Source organism: Biostraticola tofi, from assembly GCF_004343195.1.
Taxonomy (GTDB): Bacteria; Pseudomonadota; Gammaproteobacteria; order Enterobacterales; family Enterobacteriaceae; genus Biostraticola; species Biostraticola tofi.
The window spans coordinates 114574-134317 of record NZ_SMCR01000008.1; the positions used below are offsets into that span (position 1 = coordinate 114574).

The window sequence follows — 19744 nt, forward strand, 5'->3', positions numbered from 1 at the left end:
AGGCTATGTCTGATTTTCACGTAGGGGTAAGCGGTCTGGTCAAAGTCTATCCGGGCGCCACGGCACCGGCGGTGGATAATGTCACTTTTTCGCTGCCGCGCGGCGAAATGCTGGCACTGCTCGGGCCTTCTGGCTGCGGCAAGACCACCATTCTGCGTATGATTGCCGGCCTGGTAGACCCGACTGCCGGCGAAATCGTGCTTAATGGTCGCTCGATAGCCGCCATTCCGGTACATAAACGCAATATCGGCATGGTATTCCAGGCCTATGCGCTGTTCCCCCATATGAGCATCGCCGAAAATATCGCCTTTGGCCTGGAGATGCGCGGCGTCGATCGCAGCGAGCGCGACCAGCGGGTCCGGCGGGCGCTGGACCTGGTCAAACTGTCAGGGCTGGGCGAACGGAGAGTCAGTCAGTTATCCGGCGGCCAGCAGCAGCGCGCCGCCATCGCGCGGTCGCTGGTGATCGACCCCGAACTGCTGCTATTTGATGAACCGCTGTCCAACCTTGATGCCAAGCTGCGTGATGAAATGCGCGACGAAATCCGCGATATCCAGGCCCGGACCGGCGTCACCGCCATCTTTGTCACCCATGATCAGGAGGAGGCGCTGTCGATGGCCGATCGGCTGGTGGTCATGTCCAATGGCAAAGTGGAGCAGATCGGCACGCCGGGTGATATTTTCGACCGGCCGGCCACCGGGTTCGTCGCCCGCTTTATCGGCTCGGGCAACTTCTTTCCGGCCCGGGTCAGCGATAAACCGGGCCTGCTTGAGGTCCAGGGGCTGGGCCGGCTCAAGGCCAGCCAGCCGCTGCCTGCCTCTGGCCTGGCGGAGATACTGATCCGGCCGCACCGGCTCACCCTGGCAACAGCCGCCGCCGACAACCATTTTACCGGTACCGTGGAGCATATTGTCTATCGCGGGCAGGTCCAGAGCATGACGGTGCGGTGCGGTGAGCAACGTTTACAGGCCGATCTGTTTACCCACGCCGGTCAATTGCCGCAAATCGGCGACCGGGTCAGTCTGGCGGTGGCGGCAGAGGATATCACCCTTATCGGCAAGGCGGACTTATGACCAGAGCCGCACCCGCCGCATCGAGGGGCAAAGGTATGCTGCTGCTCCTGCTGCTGCCCGGCCTGCTGGCGATGAGCGTCACTTTTTTCGCGCCCATGCTGTGGCTGATACGCGCTTCCTTTTCCAGCTCGGCATTTGAGGCCGCCAGCGGCGCCGATTGGACACTGGATGCCTATCGGGCCGCGCTGCTGGATCCTTTTTACTGGCGGGTGGCGGGCAATACGCTGGTGCTTGGACTGACGGTCAGCCTGGCCGCAGTGGTGCTTTCCTACCCGATAGCGCTGTTTCTGGCGCGCAGCAACAGCCGCTGGCGCGGGCTGCTGACCGCACTGGCGGTCGCCCCGCTGCTGACCTCGGCGGTGGTCCGCACCTACGGTTGGATGGTACTGCTCAGCGACAAAGGGGTGATCAACAGCCTGCTGATGTCCTGGGCATGGATTAGCGCACCGCTTAAGCTTACCAACAACAGTTTTGGCGCAACGGTGGCGCTGGTGGAAATCCTGATGCCTTACGCCATTCTGGCGATGCTCAGCGGCTTTGGCCGCCTCAACCGGCAACTGGAGGAGGCGGCAGCCATGCTGGGCGCCAGCCGACCGCGGATATTCTGGCGCATCATACTGCCGCTCAGCCTGCCGGGCGTGCTTACCGCCGCCCTGCTGGTGTTCGTGCTGGCGATTTCATCGTTTGTGACCCCAAGGCTAATGGGCGGCGGACGCGTGTTCGTATTGGGTACCGAAGTGTTCAGCGAAGCCACGGTCACCCTGAACTGGCCCCTGGCGGCGGCGCTGTCGGTAGTACTGCTGGTGCTGTTCAGCAGCATCATTTTCCTCTATCAGCGCGCACTGCGGACGCTGGAAACCTGAGGCCCGCTATGCAACCTGTCCAAAATTTACTCGGCAATACCGCATGGAAAGTGCTGATTGCCCTGCTGTATCTGTTTTTACTGGCGCCGATTATCGTGGTGGTGATCATTTCCTTCGATACCCGGCAATATCTGGCCTTCCCGCCGGCCAGTTATTCGTTCGGCTCGTATAGCAAGGTATTCCATAATGCCGAGTTTATCGCTGCCTTTGGCCGCAGCCTGGCGATTGGCGCAGCCGTCGGCATTATGGCGGTGGGGTTCGGCGTATTGCTGTCGCTGTGCCTGACCCGTTATCGCTTCCGTGGCCGGGATAGCCTGTCATTTTTGGTGGTGGCGCCGTTCCTGGTGCCGCATATTGTGTTAGCGGTCGGCATCATGCTGGTGCTGGCGCCGCTCAATTTGCTGGACAGCTATACCGGCATTATCCTGGCGCACCTCGGCATTACCCTGCCCTACACGGTGCGCACCATTTCCATGAGCCTACTGGCGGTGGATCTGCGCCTGGAGGAGGCGGCCCGGGTGCATGGCGCTTCGCCGGTCCAGGTATTCCGGCGCATTACCCTGCCATTGATCCGTCCCGGCATGATCGCCGGCGCGGTGATCGCCTTTCTAATTTCGTTTGATGAGGCGACCATTTCATTATTTATTGTGTCCACTAAAGTCTCGACGCTACCGACCCAGATTTATCACTATCTGGAATATGCCACCGATCCGCAGATCGCCGCCCTGTCGGTGCTGCTGATCTTGATATCGGTGGCGGTGGTAGTGGTGCTGGAGAAACTGGTGGGATTACGTAAAGCGCTGTGAGGCGCTGTTTCCGGCTGCCGTGCCGGCAGGCGGCGTGCCATTGGGAGTATCAATGACCATTATACAGACTCAGGCCGGCCGATTGGCAGGCATCGACCGACAGGGCATTAGCGAGTTTCTTAACGTGCCCTATGCCGCTCCCGTGGTTGCCGCCAACCGTTACCTGGCACCTGAACCGGTTATTCCCTGGTCAGGCATACGCGATGCCGGCACGCTGGGCAGCATCTGCCCGCAGATCCCCACCTATGGGCCGGTAGGCCATGCCGCCACCTCTTCACTGGCCGCCGGCAGCGATTTCCGCACGCTGAATATCCGCACCCGGTCGATGACCGGGCAAGCGCCGGTACTGGTCTGGATCCACGGCGGCGGCTACGCGGTCGGTTCAGCCAATGAACCGGTGCTGCAAAGCGGCGCCTTTGCCGCCAGCGGCGTAGTGGAAGTGACGGTTAATTATCGTCTTGGTGCGCTGGGTTTCCTCCATCTGGAGGGTTATCCGGCTAATCGCGGCTTGCTGGACATCATCGCCGCCCTGGGATGGGTGCGGGATAATATCTCTGCCTTTGGCGGCGATCCCTCACGGGTGACGCTGGCCGGCCGCTCAGCCGGCGGTTTTGCCGTGGCGGCGCTAATGGCCATGCCCGCCGCTCGCGGTCTGTTTGCCCGTGCACTGCCGCAAAGCGGCGCCAGTACCGGCATCTCGACCCTTGACGACAGCCATCGACTGACCGAGCGGTTGTGCCAATGGCTGAATATCGATAAAACGGCGATTGTCGGCTTGCCGCTGGAGACCCTGCTGCAGGCGCAAAAGCATTTGTGCGATCAATCTTATACCGAACATGATTTTGCCCGGGATGGCAATGTGGCGATGTTGGGCGTGCCGTTCGTGCCGGTTATCGATGGTCACACGCTGCCGGAACATCCGGAGCAGGCCGCCCAAGCAGGCCGGCTGGCGCCGGTGCCGATGATGATCGGCTGTACCAGCAGTGAATACCTGACCCATGCCACCGCTCAGCCTGAGATGGATGATGCCATGGCCGCCCGACTGCTGGATGAGCGGGTTCGTCCGCTGGGGCTAAGCGGCAGTGAGATAGTAGCGCGTTATCGGCAGGTGCTGCCGACCCATTCGGCCCGCGGCATCTGGCGGGCGGTCGGCGGCGATCTGGTGTTTCAGAATCCGGCCAGCCGCTTGGCCCGGCTTCACGCTGAATTTCAACCGGTGTGGAAATATCTGTATGGCTCAATAGACGCCGACGAACTGGGCGCCGCTCACGGCACCGAACTGGGCCATGTCTGGTACCGCGAAGGCAGCGATATCAGCCAATTGCCGGCGCGTCAGGCAATAACGGATCTGCAGTTGGCCAGGGAGATCCATCAGCTCTGGGTGACGTTTATACGCGATGAATCACCTGCTCCGCCACACGGCATGGTATGGCCACGTTATAACACCCACTCGCCGCTGTTGTTGCACCTGGTTACCGGCGGCGTATTCGAGGTCTGCGCGGACCCTTTTTTCCCCCGGCTCGCATTGTGGCGGCGGTAGATGTTCATTGCGTAGAATGGCAACAACGGCTTTCAATTTAGCAGAGGCCGTTGTGGTTTGAGGATAAACTGAAATGAATATGGCAATAAAAATGTGAGTAATTCCAATAGAGGGTTAATGGTTATACTACTTTGAATCACAGACACTGAACGTTCAACACAGCGTGATTTTCTTGGCATATCCCTATTACTGAATGCCCAGGGTATTACATTGGAAACGCATTGACTTTCACAGACTGCTTAGGCCCTAGTTAAGGCCGATAATTAAAAGGGCATTCAGAATTGCAGTGCAGTGGTTCAGTTATGATTACAAATTATCAAACCTAATCGAAGGGGGTCAATAATTGACGGCACCTTGATATGGGCGGAACTGATGCGCGCCTAATATTTTAAATCATATAACTATAACCTTAATTAATTCTTTACTGAAGGTAATAAATTAGCCTTTGCTATTATTCAACTAAGATAATCCATTTATATTTGTTGTAAAATTCAGCACCAATAATAATATATGCCCTGCTTTTAACAGCAGCTTACACCACACTCATTCTAAAACGGATAATTGTGTTTATAAGGCAAGCGAATAAAGTTTTGTGCTTATGTCGATTCAAAAATCTTAAGTTATAAAATCTTAAGGTTAAAGAAGTCATGACCAAACTATTCTTTATGAAAATGAAATTTCCACTAATGGAGCTTTGAAATGAAGTTGAAATTTTTAGCGTTGGCCGTTGTCTCATTGGCCAGCTTCAACGCCTTGGCGGTTACCATCGATTATCGACATGAAGTGCAGGACACTGCATCAAATAGCCAGAAAGACCGTTTATTATTCTCACACCGTTTTGCCAATGGCTTTGGGCTATCTACTGAGGTCAAATGGCAAAACGGCGAAAGTGATGCCGACACCGATAAAATATACAATGAGAATGTCAGCAATGGCTTTGAAGCAACGCCAAGTTATTTATATAAGTTCAATAGCGTGCTTGCTGTTGAGGCCGGATTGAATCTAGCATCCGATTCCAGTTATACAAATTATCGACCTTATATTCGCGGTAATATCCAGATAGCTAAACCGCTGCTGTTTCAGTTGCGTTATCGTCCATGGTACAAACGTTACAGCACAAACATAGGTACAAGCAAAGAAACCTCAGAGAATGGCTATTCGATTACTGTCGACTTGACTTATAAATTCCTTGATAAGTATTCTTTGATTTGGGAAGAGGAATATAATAAAACCAACTCCGCTTACTACTCACCTATAGAGAACAATAACAGCTATCAATGGACCCATGATTTAAAATTGGCTTATGCATGGGATAAAAACTGGTCCCCTTATATTCAAGTCGGCAATGTCACCGGCAGCAAATACACTAACGAACGTCAAACTCGTTATCGTGTTGGTGTTGCATACAGCTTCTGAAGATATCATCTACCCCATGGCATATCAGGCGAGGCTTATGGCTGAACCTGTGTCTGCCAAGGGATGAATTTTACTCCATCGAATAATACCTACCTTAAGCCCAAAAAAAACGGCAAGTCTGAGTGACTTGCCGTTTTTTCTTTCTGGCCTGGTCTGCATATCTCTAGACAAAGCCCTTGGGGAATGTGGTCGGCGAGAGAGGATTCGAACCTCCGACCCACTGGTCCCAAACCAGTTGCGCTACCAAGCTGCGCTACTCGCCGTTTTACTGCTGTCTGACGTCTACAACGCCAGGTACTGCCGTGGTCAACTTCAACCGTTCAAAAGGTGTGGTGCGAAGAGAGGGACTTGAACCCTCACGTCCGTTAAGACACTAACACCTGAAGCTAGCGCGTCTACCAATTCCGCCACCTTCGCATGCCCACTAATTTTGGGGTGACTGATGGGACTCGAACCCACGACAACTGGAATCACAATCCAGGGCTCTACCAACTGAGCTACAATCACCACTGTTTTACTGCATTCGCAACGCGGCAAGTAAACTAACCACGGCTCAGCGCACTGATTAAATGGTGCGCCCGACAGGATTCGAACCTGAGACCTCTGCCTCCGGAGGGCAGCGCTCTATCCAGCTGAGCTACGGGCGCGTAGCGCCGTTGCGGGTGGGGATAGTACGGATTTACGGGCTGGCTGTCTAGTGCTTTTTATCAGTTTTGATGTCTTTACGGATCACTTGCTCAAATACTGCCCGGATAACCGTTTTTTTGTACTACAGCATCTCATTTCCCAGCCAGAGTCAGCATTTTACCCGATCTGCCGGGCAAGGGACACTATAACCGACCACTGTAATAGTAAGCCAGAAAACGCAGCAGTTTAAGCTGGCGGCCGATACGGGTCGGCTGGCTCAGCAACCGGTACAGCCACTCCAGCCCCAGGTTTTGCCAGACCTTGGGCGCACGCTTCACATGGCCGGTAAATACGTCATAAGTCCCGCCGACGCCCATATATAATGCGTCTGGGTAACACTGCCGACAGTCGCGCATGAAGATTTCCTGTTTCGGAGACCCCATTGCTACGGTCACTATCGCCGCACCGCTGGAACGGATACGCCTGAAAACCGACTCGGTGTCGGCGGCAGTAAAATAACCGTCTTGAAAACCGACGATATTCACCCCCCAGCGGCTGCGCAATCGAGCCATGGTCTGGGACAGAATCTCCTGCCGCCCACCGACCAGGAACACCGGCGTGCCTTCGCGACCGGCACGCTCCATCAGCAATTCCCACAGATCGGCGCCGGCAATGCGTGAAACCCTGGCACCGGCATATTTGCGCCGGATGGATCGCACGATACTGATGCCATCGGCATATTTGTAATCCGCATTATCCAGCAGCTGTTTCAGGGCGGCATTACTTTCCGCCTTCAGCACCTTTTCGGCATTCATCGCCACCAGCGTGCCGGTTTTCACACCGGCAGCACTGAATAAGTAATCCAGAAATTGCCGGCTATCGCTAAAGCCCCAGATAGAAAAGCCGCGGATCTGGTAGTGGGGAATATCGTTATTATTATCCATCATTTATCCTGAAGGTTTATCGGTCCAACCATCGGGCCGGTGGCACCGTTAATTGAAAATCGACGAGGCAGGATTACGCCTGCCCGGTCAAGCAACCAGAACATCAGCTTGGCCAGCGACAGACAGATAATGAAAATCAAACAGAAAAAAACAATCCTGGATACGAAAGCATCCACGCCTTCCCGGGCCAGCACGATCATATTGAACACCGCGCCAAAACAGAATGCCTGCAGTACCGCCGAGCGATAACGGCAGGTGGCCGTCAGTCCGCGTTCATACAAGGTGTCAAAACCTTTGATGACCAGGCCGACCGCAATCGCTCCAGGCAGAATAAATGTCACGCCGCCCATCACCACCAGCGAACCAATCAGCGTCGGCGATATCGCCAGCCCTGAATGGTTGTTAAGCACTTCCCAGGTAAAATAGTTGGCGGAGTTCAGCACCAGGTCCGGTCGGTCGGGCCACAGCCAGGAAGGGATGAAAACATAGAAGTCGCGCGCAATCGGCGCCAGGCCCTGGAAATCGATTTTATCGTAGTTCTGCAGCAGCAGGGCCAGATTTTCCCAAGGCGAAAAGGTATCCCGGGTCAGATAAAGAAAGGTATAAAAGGCTTCATCGCCGCTGACATTCATGCCATAGCGCTTGAGGGCCAGCCAGAACATGCCGCCGATGGCGAACAGGCCCGCGCTGCCCAGCATCCACAGCGTAATCCAGCCACGCTGGATACCGATAAACAAAAACAGCGCAAAGGCGATAATGATATTGGCCCGGGTACCGCCGACCACCATATAGGTAAAGGTGCCAAAGGCGACGGTCGCCAGCAGGAACAGCAGCCAGTTACGCCGACCGGGGTGCAGGAAATACAGCACCAGCATCGCCGGGATAAAAAAATAGAAAAAGCGTTTGAGCGCTACGCCGGACACGTCGCTGGAGAAAATCTGGCTGTAGGTTTGCAGGCGAAACAGTAAAAAGCCGTTGTTGATGAAAAAGATGCCGACGGTGCCGATGGCGGTTATCGCCAGCAGGGCGCACAGTAAATGGGTCTCTACCCGGTTAACGCTTAACAATGGCCTGCGCTGGCGCTGGCGCTGGCGCTGGCGCAAGGAAAATAGCCGGGTCTTGTAGCTGGCATAATAAATGGCATAAAAGCCGGTTGCCGCCAGCAGGGCCTCTAACAGGTTCTCTACCGGCACCACCTGGACATCGAAGCGGAACACCAATACGCAGGTAAGCGGAAAACCCAGGTAAAACGTCAGCAGATACAGCAGGGAAAAAAAAATATTGAAATTAAAGCGCACCCGGCGGAATTCTCGCCAGATAGTCGCCAGCACAAAGCCGGTGGCCAGTAGATAGACCACTAGCAAACCGCTGAACTGCGCCAGCGTCATGAGCCGTCTCCCGCCGCAATGGTCAGCGCGCGTAGCCAGCCCTGCAGATAGTTGGGATAAAAGAAGGCGATTTTGCCGGTATCAAGATCCTGCAGCTGGCGTCTGGCTGCCGCCAGCGCTGCACGGTCCAGCGGATCGGTATCAAACATCACCGGCACCTGCTGCTGGGCCAGATCGTGCCAGAACGGATTCTGTCGGCTGAGTACCAAGGGCACGCCACAGCGGATAAGCAGGCTAAGGGTACCAATACCCTGCTGGCGATGGAAAATAAAATAGCCCAGCGAGCATCGGCGCAGCAATGCCAGGTAATCAGCGAAGGCCAGTTGTTCGGTCAGGATGTCTACCTGCCCTACCGGAAAATATGCCGCCGCCTGGGTGCGAACCTGCTCAATGTACTGCTGGTTGCCGCCGGGATAACCCATCGGTACCACCAGCTTCACCTCAGTGCCGAACTGCTGATATATCGCCTTGAGCGCATCGCCGTGACGGTTAGCCGGGTCGCCGGAGTTACCCACCAGAATAATCGGCATCGCGTCGTCCGCAGGCGGTTCCTGCGGCGGGTATTGCAAGTGGGCATCCATCCGGGTCGGAAAATAGAGCAGCGATGAAGCTACTGTGGGATGTCGGCGGCGATACACGCTGCGATCGCCCTCGGTGGCAAATACATGGCCGACCTTCCCCTGAGCGCGACGGCGCAGCTGGTAAAACAGTCGATGCTTGAGGCGGGTGGACTCTTCATACAGATCCGCTCCCCAAATATGCCAGGCGACGCGTTCCGGTTCAAGTTTGCCGGTGAGCAGCCCCAGCCACAGGCCGGGGTTGAATTGTCCATGCAGGAAAAACCGCGCCGAAGGATCGGCCGCCGCCCGGCGAAACACCGCCCGCGCCAGGGACTTTTTATCGGTGAACCGCTCAATGGTCAACCGTTCAAATGCGGCAAAAGGGCTGCTGTCGGCGGCCACGACCATAAAATGACGCGTCTGGTCGAGCGGACACACCGCTGCGAGCGTTTCATTGAAAAATCGCAGCACCGTCAGATTGTGATGAGGGATATCCGATCCCAGGACATGAATCAATAGGGTCATTTTTTCCTGCTGTAAATAAAGAACGCGCCGCAGCAAAGTATGAAATAGACAATATAGGTTGCCATATATGCCTGGGTCGCACCAAGGGCCCCATGGCGCGGTATCAGCCACAGCGAAAAAAGGGTAAGCAGCAAGAACTGACTGACCTCCGCCAACAGATAATAACGCAACGCGGCCTTGGCGATAACCAGATAACCAAACACATAGGCCCCTACTTTCAGTACATCGCCGGTCAGTTGCCAGATAAAAAGATCACGCATGGCGGTGAACTCGGCTGAAAACAGCAGCCGTATCGCCAGGTCCCGCAGCAGCCATACCACCAGACTGACCGCCGCCACCGCCGGCAGCACAAACCGCAGTGAGCGGCCGATCTCACGCCGAATGGCCTGTTTTTCAGTCAGGCGAGACAGCGTCGGCAGTAAATAAACGGTAAAAGAAGCGGTAATAAACTGGAGGTAGGCGTCTGAGATGCTGCTGACTCCCTGCCAGATGCCTACCTCTGCCCAGCCGTATTGTCCGGCCAGCAGATTACGCATCATGATGTAGGCTACCGGCAGCGTAATCGAGGTCATCAGCGCCATCAGGGTAAATTTACCCAACTGGCCCGCCAGGGCCGACTGCCAGCGCGGCAGCAGCCAGGCAAGCGGGACTTCGTCGCGCCGGGCGACGATTATCGCCGCCGGCAGCAGGCTGAGGGCCGGCACCAGCGCCAGGCCGGTCAGCGCCCCTGGATAACCGCCCAGGCGGTAGCACAGATAATAGGCGCCGGCGCCCAGCAGGCTGCCGCTACAAATCGCCAGCGCGTTGCCGGCCGCATCCCGGTACCCCTTAAGGATCGCCAGCATCAGGTTGGCATAGGCGATGCCCATCTGGATAAAGGCCACCATCCGCACCACATTCTGGTAACGATCGTGGCCGAACAGCGCCTGACTGATTGGCGCGGCCGCCAGCAGGAACACCACCGCCAGCAGACTGGAAAACCCGAGCACCATCGTCGATCCGGTGCCTAATACCGCTTTCAGTTGCTGGGGATCCTGACGGGATTCGGCTACCAGCTTGGTGATGCCGTTGAATATACCGGCCCCGGCCAGTACGCCGAGCACGGTAATCAGCTGACGAAAATTGCCCGCCTGCCCGACGCCGCTGGGGCCGAAGGCAACGGCCAGCAATTTGACCACCAGCAGCCCGACGGCGATTTTAATCAGCGTCGAACCGGCGGTCCAAACCGAAGCTTTAGCCAGCGACATGTCAGGCCAGATACCGTTTTACAGCGTCTATCACCCTGGTCTGCTGGGCATCGGTCATATTGTAAAACAGCGGCAGTCGCACCAGACGGGCGCTCTCGGCGCTGGTATAGGTATCCTGGCCGTGGAAACGGCCAAAGCGCTGTCCGGCCGGGCAGTCATGCAGCGGAATATAATGGAATACCGTCAGGATATCGGCGTCCTTCATATGATTGATAAAGGCACTGCGATCATCCAGGTCACGGAGCTTGAGATAAAACATATGGGCATTCTGCACGCAGTCCGCCGGTATCCGGGGCAATGCCAGCCGCCCCTCTTCCTCACCGTACGTCAGGGCATCCCGGTAGCGATGCCATAGACTCAGGCGGCGCTGGTTGATAAGCTGGGCCGCTGCAAGCTGGCCCCAGAGATAGGCGGCCTGCAGGTCGGCCATCAGATAACTGGAACCGATATCGCGCCAGGTATATTTATCGACCTGACCGCGGAAAAACTGGCTGCGGTTGGTGCCCTTTTCACGAATAATCTCGGCCCGATCAATCAGTGCAGGGTGGTTAATCAGCGTCGCACCGCCTTCTCCGCCGGCGGTATAGTTTTTAGTTTCATGAAAACTGTAGCAGCCGATATGGCCAATGGTGCCGAGCGCCCGGCCTTTATAAGTTGACATAACGCCCTGGGCGGCATCTTCCACAACCATCAAATCGTATTTTTTCGCCAGCGCCATGATGTGGTCCATCTCGCAAGCGACACCGGCATAATGCACCGGTACGATGGCCCGGGTCTGCGGCGTTATCGCCGCCTCAATCAGCGTTTCGTCGATATTCATCGTGTCGGGACGGATATCGACAAACACGATGGTGGCGCCGCGCAGCACAAAGGCGTTGGCGGTCGATACAAAGGTATAGCTGGGCATGATCACTTCATCACCCGGCTGGATATCCAGCAAGATGGCCGCCATCTCGAGAGAGGCGGTGCAGGAGGGGGTCAGCAACACTCTGGCGCTGCCGAATTGGCTTTCCATCCACTGCTGGCAGCGATGGGTAAAGCTGCCGTCGCCGCACAGTTTGCCGCTGCCCATCGCGGTCTGCATAAACCCAAGTTCGGTTCCCACCACCGGTGGCGCGTTAAATGGAATCATTTTTTCCCCTGTAAAGCCAATAGGCTGTGCTGTCGATAGTCGCCCCGCTGGCGATATAAAGCCGCAGCGCGGCGATATTGCCATTTTGGGTGGCTACCCGTAAAACCGATTTTCGCTGTTGCAGACACCAGCCAACGGCGGCGGCCATTAATGCTCGCCCTATCCCGCGTCCGGCAAAGGTTGCATCAACTGCCAGCAGTCCGATACGCACCTCGCCGTTGCCGATATCGCGCAGCGTTACCATCCCCTGCACCGCATCCAGGCTGCCGATAACCAGGCAGCAGTGATCGAAACTGCCCACAATGGCGTTCTCGGCCCAAGTGCCGTAAAAAAGCCGGCGCTTTATCGGGTCGAACCAGGGCGCACGGAAACGACTTAGGGTGAACGCGCGCTCAGCCAGTGCGCGCACGGCAACCATATCGGCCGGCCCTGCCAGCCTGACGTTGGCCAGCGCGGCTTCTGCCGGAACGTCGGCACGCACTGACAGACGCAAGTCGATCTCGCCGTCCACCAGCCTGAAACCTGCCGCCGTCAGCGCATCAAGCTGGGCGCTGTCGTCAGAGGTCACTTTGGCCTGCACCACCTGCCAGGCGTCAAGCGCAGCGGGCGTCAGCGCGGCGGCGGCGGTGTCGAATACCACTTTGCCGCAGGACAGTCCGAAGAATGCGCTCTCCCAGTCAAGGGGCTCAATATTGGCGTGGACGGGCATGGAGCAGATTTACCAAATATTGGCCGTAACCGGTTTTAGCCAAGGCGTTGGCCGCCCGCATCACGCCTTCATCATCCAGCCAGCCGTTACGCCAGCCGATTTCTTCCAGGCAGGCTATTTTAAAGCCCTGGCGCTTTTCGACCGTCTGGACGAAGGTGCTGGCTTCGATCAGGCTGTCGTGGGTGCCGGTATCCAGCCAGGCGAATCCGCGGCCCAGCAGCTCGACCGACAGCTGGCCGCGATCCAGGTACATCTGATTGATCGAGGTGATCTCAAGTTCTCCCCGCGAGGAGGGTTTGACCTGCCTGGCGAACTCGACTACCTGGCTGTCGTAAAAATACAGCCCGGTGACGGCCCAGTTCGACAGCGGTTTGGCCGGTTTTTCCTCCAGCGACAGCGCTTTGAAATCATCATCAAACTCAACCACGCCGAAACGCTCCGGGTCCATTACCTGATAGCCGAATATCGTCGCGCCGTGAACCCGGGCAGCCACCTGTTTGAGTTTCGGGCTGAAGCCCTGGCCAAAGTAGATGTTATCGCCCAGCACTAGGCAGCAGGGCTCGCCGCCGATAAACGCCTCGCCGATAAGGAACGCCTGGGCCAGCCCATCGGGACTGGGCTGACAGGCGTAAGTCAACCGAATGCCGAACTCGTCGCCATTGCCCAGCAGGCGCTGGAAAAACGGCAGGTCATCAGGGGTGGTGATAATGAGAATATCGCGGATCCCCGCCAGCATCAGCACTGATAACGGGTAATAGATCATCGGCTTATCATAAATAGGCAACAGCTGCTTGGATACGCCGCGGGTAATGGGATGCAAACGGGTGCCTGAGCCGCCCGCCAGAACGATGCCTTTCATACGCTCTCCTGCCGTCATGGAATGACGCATGGATAAATTATCGGAAATAGGCCAGCATGACCTGCTCCAGGCTCAGCGAGTCAGTCCCAGGCGTTCGCCGGCATAACTGCCGTCCTTGACCCTTTGCCACCAGGTCTGGTTCGCCAGATACCAGTCTATGGTCTTTTTCATGCCCGACTCAAAGGTTTCCTGCGGCCGCCAGTCCAGCTCACGCTCAATCTTGCTGGCATCTATGGCATAGCGCAGGTCATGGCCAGGTCGGTCTTCGACATGGGTAATCAGGTCGCGGAAATAGGCTACGCCGTCAGGCTTGGCGGCCCCCGCCTGCTCCAGCAGTTCACAAAGGGTATTGACCACCTCGATATTGCGGCGCTCGTTATGGCCGCCGATAGTGTAGGTCTCTCCTACCCGGCCCCGCGTCACGACCTGATAAAGGGCCTGGGCGTGATCTTCCACATACAGCCAGTCCCTGATTTGCGAACCGTCGCCATACACCGGCAGCGGTTTGCCCGCCAGCGCATTCAGGATCATCAGCGGAATCAGCTTTTCCGGGAAATGATAAGGGCCATAGTTGTTTGAGCAATTGGTGATGATCGTCGGCAGGCCATAGGTGCGATGCCAGGCTCTGACCAGGTGATCACTGGCCGCCTTGGAAGCCGAATAGGGACTGCTTGGGGCATAGGCGGTGGTTTCAGTGAAGAAATCGTTCGGGTTCTCCAGGTCGCCATAGACTTCGTCAGTGGAAATATGATGGAAACGGAATGCGGCTTTTGCCTCAGCGGCCAGCGGCTGCCAGTAGTGGCGGACCGCTTCCAGCAGTTGGAAAGTGCCGTTGATATTGGTGGTGATAAAATTGGCCGGGCCATCAATAGAGCGATCCACATGGGTTTCCGCCGCCAGATGCATTACCGCATCCGGCTGGAAACGCCGCAGAACATCGTCGATTGCCTGGCGGTCGCCAATATCGTGGCGGGCGAACGCATAACGCGGGCTTTGTGCTACCGGCGCCAGTGAATCCAGGTTGCCGGCATAAGTCAGTTTATCGACCACCAACACCTGTGCATCGGTGGTATTTACCAGATGGCGCACCACGGCCGAGCCGATAAAACCGGCTCCGCCAGTGACCAGGATCCGGCGACTCACCGCCAGACTCCTTTGGTGTCCACCAGCCATTGCTGGGTAATCTCTGCGGCAGGGATGGCCTTGAACTGACGGTGATCGACCAGCATCACCAGCACATCGGCGGTGTCCAGAGCCTGTTCCAGGCTGGCCAGCGTCACGTTGTCCGCCAGGAAAGCGGGCAATGACTGTACGTTTGGCTCGACGGCCAGCGTACTGCCGCCGTGCCAGTCGGCGATGAGCCGGGTAACCAGCACCGCTGGGCTCTCGCGCAAATCATCGATATCCGGCTTGAACGCCAGGCCGAAGCAGGCAATCACCAGCTCGCTGGCGCGTTTATCGGTAGTGGACAGGCAATCCGCTACTGCGGCCTTTACCCGGTCTACCACCCAAAGAGGTTTATCATCGTTGACCACCCGTGCGGTACGGATAAGACGCGCCTGTTGCGGATTCTGGGCGACGATGAACCAGGGATCAACGGCGATGCAGTGCCCGCCGACGCCCGGCCCGGGCTGAAGGATATTGACCCGCGGGTGGCGATTGGACAGGGCAATCAATTCCCATACGTTAATGCCTTGCTCGGCGCAAATGACCGACAGTTCATTAGCGAAAGCGATATTCACGTCACGGAAACTGTTTTCGGTCAGCTTGCACATTTCGGCAGTGCGCGAATTGGTGGTGACGCACTCCCCTTCCAGGAAAATCCGGTATAGCTCGCTGGCACGCGCTGAACAACGCGGCGTCATGCCGCCGATCACCCGATCGTTCTGAAACAGTTCGACCATGATTCTGCCCGGCAGCACCCGTTCCGGACAGTAGGCGATATTGATATCGGCCTGCTCGCCCGCCGCCTGCGGAAAACGCAGATCCGGACGGGCTTCGGCCAGCCACGCCGCCATCTGTTCGGTGGTGCCGACCGGAGACGTAGACTCCAGGATCACCAAATCGCCTTTTTTCAATACCGGAGCTATCGACAGGGCCGCAGATTGTACATAGGCCAGGTCCGGCTGATGCTGTTCGCGAAAGGGCGTGGGTACCGCAATCAGGAAGGCATCCGCCGTTTGCGGACGAGTGGCGGCGCGCAGGTAACCCTGTTCGACCGCCTGCCTGACCACCTGGTCCAGATCGGGTTCGACGATATGGATCGCCCCGCGATTGATGGTATCGACGGCATGCTGGTTAACATCCACGCCAATGACCTGAGTCTGGCGCGAGGCGAAGGCCGCGGCGGTCGGCAGACCGATATATCCCAGTCCGACGACTGAAATAACGTTGAAACTCATACATTCACCTGATGATTTTTTAAAACGTCAATAATGTGCTGGCAGGTCCGGCCCTCGCCATAAGGATTATGCGCCCGGCTCATCGCCAGATACTCATCAGCGTCGGAAAGCAGCCTGGAGACCGCCGACTGAATAGACGCGGTGTCGGTACCGACCAGTCTTACCGTACCGGCGGCGACGGCTTCCGGACGCTCGGTGGTTTCCCGCATCACCAGTACCGGCTTGCCGAGAGAAGGCGCTTCTTCCTGGATACCGCCGGAATCGGTCAGGATCATATAAGACCGATTCATCAGATAGACAAACGGCAGGTAATCCTGGGGATCAATCAGCCTGATATTCGGCACGCCGCTCAGGATGCGGTTGACCGGCTCGCTGACGTTGGGGTTCAGATGTACCGGATAAACGATCTGGACATCGGGATGATGACGGGCGATATGCGCCAGTGCACTGCAGATGCGCTCGAATCCATCACCAAAACTTTCACGGCGGTGGCCGGTAACCAGAATCAGCTTTTTCTGCGGATCCAGGAAAGCATAGCGTTGCTCGAGGGTTGCCCGCAATGCGGCGTCATTCATTACGCGATCTCGCACCCAGAACAGTGCGTCGATAACCGTATTGCCGGTGACGAATATCCGCTCCGGCTTCAGTCCCTCGGCCAGCAGATTGCTGCGTGAAGTATCGGTGGGTGAGAAATGCCAGGTCGCAAGATGGCCGGTCAGTTTACGGTTGGCCTCTTCCGGCCAGGGCGAATAGATATCGCCAGTGCGAAGTCCAGCTTCGACGTGCCCGACGGGAATATGCTGATAAAATGCGGCCAGGCTGGTGGCGAGCGTGGTGGTGGTATCGCCGTGCACCAATACCACATCAGGCTTGAATTCAGACAATACCGGTTTCATACCGATAAGGATTCGGCTGGTAATTTCAGTCAACCCTTGGTCAGGACGCATGATATTCAAATCGTAGTCGGGTACGATTTCAAACAGGCGCAACACCTGATCCAGCATTTCCCGATGCTGGGCTGTGACACAAACCCGGGCCTCGAAGGCCGGGTCTTTGGCCAGGGCCAGGACCAGAGGCGCCATTTTAATGGCCTCCGGTCTTGTGCCGAAGACGATCAACACTTTCACAGCAGTTCCCTTCAGTATCAAGTAAGCCACTATAAGTGGCCGGGTAGAAGATCTATCCGCGCAATCGACAGAACCCCAAGCGGACAGTTATACCGGTGATCGCCATCTTAACGGCGCCGGGCAAGTACCAGGCCTGCCCCTACCAGTACGCCTACCGATCCCCATAGGATAAGCAGGAACAGCCGGCGTGGTTTATCACGTTTGACCGGCTCTTCCGGCGTTCTTAAATAACGGTAAGTCTGAAATTTATCCTGCAGCACCGGCCCGACATTAAGCGTAGCCAGCATCGCTCGATTCTGATCATACTCTACATCAAAGGCAGGACCATTGGCCTGCAGGGCATCAAGTCGCGCCTGCAGCAGATTGTGGCCGAGCATAAAAAGCTCGGACTGCGGCAGCTCTTCTGGCGGCGTGGCAGTCTGCCGACGGGTAATACCCTGCTGTCGGGCGAGTTCCAGCGCCTGGCGATAGACCGTGATTTCTCGGTCGTAGATGGTCTTGGCTACGGCTTCTTGCCGTTTGACCTGGGCCTTCATCGACACGGTTCTTGCCGCCCAGGCGCCTTTAACTTCATCATTAAGCAGTTGGGCCGCTCGTTGATTCGCGAACGCCACATAAGCGCGCAACAGAGTGTTGGCATCGCCTGGGGTCTCAGCCACCAGTTTCAGTTGGTCAGGCAGTTTTTTGCTGTCATCGCGCGGGGTGAACTGGATGTTGTTGATCATTTCATCCAGCAGCGCCGCATCGGCCCGGGCGTCGCCCTCTTTACGGGCGGTGAAATAATCGCTTGCCAGCCAAAAATTGCGCCGCGTGTCATAAGAGGCAACCTGGCGCAGGAATTCCTGAAAAGCATCATCGGCAATCGACGGCATATCCGATGTTGGGAAAGCGGTGTTCTTCACGTCCAGATTACGCAGGAACTGCTGCTGGGAAAAGTAACTGCCCAGCATGTTCACCGTTGGTTTATCGGCTATCGCCGTCGATGACCATTCCTGTTTCACCACATAGGAACTGACCAGCGCCACCAGGGCAAACAACAGCGCCACAGCGATGATAAGCGCCTTACCACGCCACAGCACGCAGAACAGGCCGCGCACATCCAGCTCGTTTTCGGTTGTCTCTCGCTGCCCTGAAGATTGCCAGTCTGGTTTCATTTGCGCCCCGAATGCCGATTTAAATTGTTTCGCTTGTTCTGAGCCAGCCGACGTTTGGCCCGTTTAACAAAACGGGCAACGCGCCAGGCGCACTTCAGGACATAGCCGTACAGGAAAAAAACGAAGATAAACAGGGCCAGCATTACCGACTCCGGCCATTGCAGCCAGCGCTCACCGGCAACGCCAAAGGCCGCCAACAGGGCTGCAGTCAGGGTAATAATGGCAAATGCCTGACGGGAACTGAAGCCTGCGCGCATGATCAAATGGTGAATATGCTGCCTGTCCGGTGAAAAGGGGCTCATCCCCTTGCGCATGCGCCGGTACATAATGGCAATCATATCCATCAGCGGGATGGCGATAATCCAGAGTGCGGTGACCGGATTCATCGGATGGCCGCTGCCCTGGGTGCTCTGCAGCAGAAACCAGATAATGGTGAAGCCGATCATGGTGCTGCCGGCATCCCCCATAAATACTTTGTAACGCCGGCCGAACAGGCCGAGGTTCAGCATGATATAGGGAATAATCGCCGCTATCATGGCAAAACACCAGAGCCCGAGACCCGGATTGTTGTCCAGGTACAGCAGGATGCCCATCGCGCCGAGAGATACGCAGGACAGCCCGCCCAGCAGGCCGTCGATACCATCGACCATGTTGAAGGCGTTGATTGCCGCCCAGACGGCGAACAGCGTAACCAGGTAGCCGAACGGGCCCAGCACCAGCTCCCATGGACCGAAAATATAGCCCAGGCTGTTGATATAGCGGCCGCCGAAATACATCATCGCCAGGGCAACCAGGGCCTGGATAGTGGCACGGGATTTTACGCTGATGTCAAAGCGGTCATCGAGGGCGCCGGTGAGCACCAGTATACCCGCGCACACCAGATATAGTCCCGCATTGGGAACATAGTGATCGGTATAGGCGAAGGTGAAACAGATACCGGCATAGATGGAAATGCCGCCGACCAGGGGGATTTGCCCTTGGTGACGCTTGCGGTGGTTGGGTTTATCAACAAGACCTATTTTAATGGCGACTTTACGGGCGAAAAACAAAAACACCAATGAAAATAGAAATATAGCAATAAAATCAGTACTCATATTGAGTAAGTTCACAATAGAAAGCTCTCTGCATCCATCAGGCAGTTCAGTGCGCGAATGACGTCGTTGGCGCTATGAAGCATACGCCTTAATCGTCGCCATAATGTTGCGACAATGAATATTGTCTTTGCATACCTTTTGCTCCACCTGAATCTCCGTCAGCAGAGCATAATTAAGACGGTAACATGTTGATTAACACTAATCTGTATAGCTAACCATTGTGACTATCCTAGCATCAGAAAACAAAAACGCCACGCTTGACGTGGCGTAACCCGAGT

17 protein-coding genes and 4 tRNA genes are annotated in these 19744 nt (G+C 56.4%); 5 read left to right on the forward strand and 16 right to left on the reverse strand.

The window, feature by feature from the left end:
• The first annotated feature begins 5 nt into the window (after positions 1-5).
• The 5 genes from EDC52_RS15560 (at position 6) to EDC52_RS15580 (ending at position 5698) form a co-directional block, all read left to right on the forward strand.
• Positions 6-1073, forward strand: coding sequence for an ABC transporter ATP-binding protein (locus EDC52_RS15560; RefSeq protein WP_131866508.1), 1068 nt, complete (start codon positions 6-8; stop codon positions 1071-1073).
• Positions 1070-1936 (forward strand): ABC transporter permease, encoded by an 867-nt coding sequence (locus EDC52_RS15565; protein ID WP_131866510.1) that lies wholly within the window; start codon positions 1070-1072, stop codon positions 1934-1936. Before EDC52_RS15560 ends, EDC52_RS15565 begins: the two co-directional genes overlap by 4 nt.
• An 8-nt stretch (positions 1937-1944) precedes the next feature.
• Positions 1945-2742, forward strand: a complete 798-nt coding sequence (locus tag EDC52_RS15570) for an ABC transporter permease (RefSeq protein WP_131866512.1) — start codon at positions 1945-1947, stop codon at positions 2740-2742.
• Positions 2743-2794: 52 nt separating this feature from the next.
• The gene (locus tag EDC52_RS15575) at positions 2795-4282 is read left to right on the forward strand and encodes a carboxylesterase/lipase family protein (RefSeq protein WP_131866514.1); all 1488 of its coding nucleotides are present in this window, start codon (positions 2795-2797) and stop codon (positions 4280-4282) included.
• A 699-nt stretch (positions 4283-4981) separates the two neighbouring features.
• Complete coding sequence (locus tag EDC52_RS15580; RefSeq protein ID WP_131866516.1) at positions 4982-5698, forward strand: oligogalacturonate-specific porin KdgM family protein; 717 nt, start codon at positions 4982-4984, stop codon at positions 5696-5698.
• Positions 5699-5884: 186 nt separating this feature from the next.
• Here EDC52_RS15580 and EDC52_RS15585 read toward each other — a convergent pair.
• The 16 genes from EDC52_RS15585 to wecA all read right to left on the reverse strand — a co-directional run bounded on the left by EDC52_RS15585 (position 5885) and on the right by wecA (position 19481).
• Positions 5885-5961: transfer RNA gene (locus EDC52_RS15585), tRNA-Pro, on the reverse strand.
• Positions 5962-6028: 67 nt separating this feature from the next.
• Positions 6029-6115 (reverse strand) — tRNA-Leu (locus tag EDC52_RS15590).
• Between the two features lie 14 nt (positions 6116-6129).
• A tRNA-His gene (locus EDC52_RS15595) sits at positions 6130-6205 on the reverse strand.
• A 63-nt stretch (positions 6206-6268) separates the two neighbouring features.
• Positions 6269-6345: transfer RNA gene (locus EDC52_RS15600), tRNA-Arg, on the reverse strand.
• 183 nt (positions 6346-6528) lie between these two features.
• Positions 6529-7269, reverse strand: coding sequence for a lipopolysaccharide N-acetylmannosaminouronosyltransferase (gene wecG, locus EDC52_RS15605; protein WP_131866590.1), 741 nt, complete (start codon positions 7267-7269; stop codon positions 6529-6531).
• On the reverse strand, positions 7269-8657 hold the full coding sequence (wzyE, locus tag EDC52_RS15610) for an ECA oligosaccharide polymerase (protein WP_131866518.1): 1389 nt from the start codon (positions 8655-8657) through the stop codon (positions 7269-7271). Before wzyE ends, wecG begins: the two co-directional genes overlap by 1 nt.
• Positions 8654-9742, reverse strand: a complete 1089-nt coding sequence (locus EDC52_RS15615; protein WP_131866520.1) for a TDP-N-acetylfucosamine:lipid II N-acetylfucosaminyltransferase — start codon at positions 9740-9742, stop codon at positions 8654-8656. The genes wzyE and EDC52_RS15615 overlap by 4 nt, the downstream gene beginning before the upstream one ends.
• Positions 9739-10989, reverse strand: a complete 1251-nt coding sequence (gene wzxE / locus EDC52_RS15620) for a lipid III flippase WzxE (protein ID WP_131866522.1) — start codon at positions 10987-10989, stop codon at positions 9739-9741. Before wzxE ends, EDC52_RS15615 begins: the two co-directional genes overlap by 4 nt.
• Position 10990: 1 nt before the next feature.
• On the reverse strand, positions 10991-12121 hold the full coding sequence (gene rffA, locus EDC52_RS15625) for a dTDP-4-amino-4,6-dideoxygalactose transaminase (protein WP_131866524.1): 1131 nt from the start codon (positions 12119-12121) through the stop codon (positions 10991-10993).
• Complete coding sequence (rffC, locus tag EDC52_RS15630) at positions 12108-12830, reverse strand: dTDP-4-amino-4,6-dideoxy-D-galactose acyltransferase (protein ID WP_131866526.1); 723 nt, start codon at positions 12828-12830, stop codon at positions 12108-12110. Before rffC ends, rffA begins: the two co-directional genes overlap by 14 nt.
• Entirely contained in the window at positions 12808-13689 is an 882-nt protein-coding gene (gene rfbA / locus EDC52_RS15635; protein ID WP_131866528.1) for a glucose-1-phosphate thymidylyltransferase RfbA, read from the reverse strand. Before rfbA ends, rffC begins: the two co-directional genes overlap by 23 nt.
• A 72-nt stretch (positions 13690-13761) precedes the next feature.
• The gene (rfbB, locus tag EDC52_RS15640) at positions 13762-14862 is read right to left on the reverse strand and encodes a dTDP-glucose 4,6-dehydratase (RefSeq protein WP_131866530.1); all 1101 of its coding nucleotides are present in this window, start codon (positions 14860-14862) and stop codon (positions 13762-13764) included.
• Positions 14829-16091 (reverse strand): UDP-N-acetyl-D-mannosamine dehydrogenase, encoded by a 1263-nt coding sequence (gene wecC, locus EDC52_RS15645; RefSeq protein ID WP_131866532.1) that lies wholly within the window; start codon positions 16089-16091, stop codon positions 14829-14831. Before wecC ends, rfbB begins: the two co-directional genes overlap by 34 nt.
• A complete protein-coding gene (wecB, locus tag EDC52_RS15650) occupies positions 16088-17218 on the reverse strand; it encodes a non-hydrolyzing UDP-N-acetylglucosamine 2-epimerase (RefSeq protein WP_131866534.1) in 1131 nt (376 codons plus the stop codon). Before wecB ends, wecC begins: the two co-directional genes overlap by 4 nt.
• Before the next feature lie 107 nt (positions 17219-17325).
• Positions 17326-18372: an ECA polysaccharide chain length modulation protein gene (gene wzzE / locus EDC52_RS15655; protein ID WP_131866536.1), complete on the reverse strand. Its 1047-nt coding sequence runs from the start codon at positions 18370-18372 to the stop codon at positions 17326-17328.
• Positions 18369-19481, reverse strand: a complete 1113-nt coding sequence (gene wecA, locus EDC52_RS15660; RefSeq protein ID WP_131866538.1) for a UDP-N-acetylglucosamine--undecaprenyl-phosphate N-acetylglucosaminephosphotransferase — start codon at positions 19479-19481, stop codon at positions 18369-18371. The genes wzzE and wecA overlap by 4 nt, the downstream gene beginning before the upstream one ends.
• Between the last annotated feature and the right edge of the window lie 263 nt (positions 19482-19744).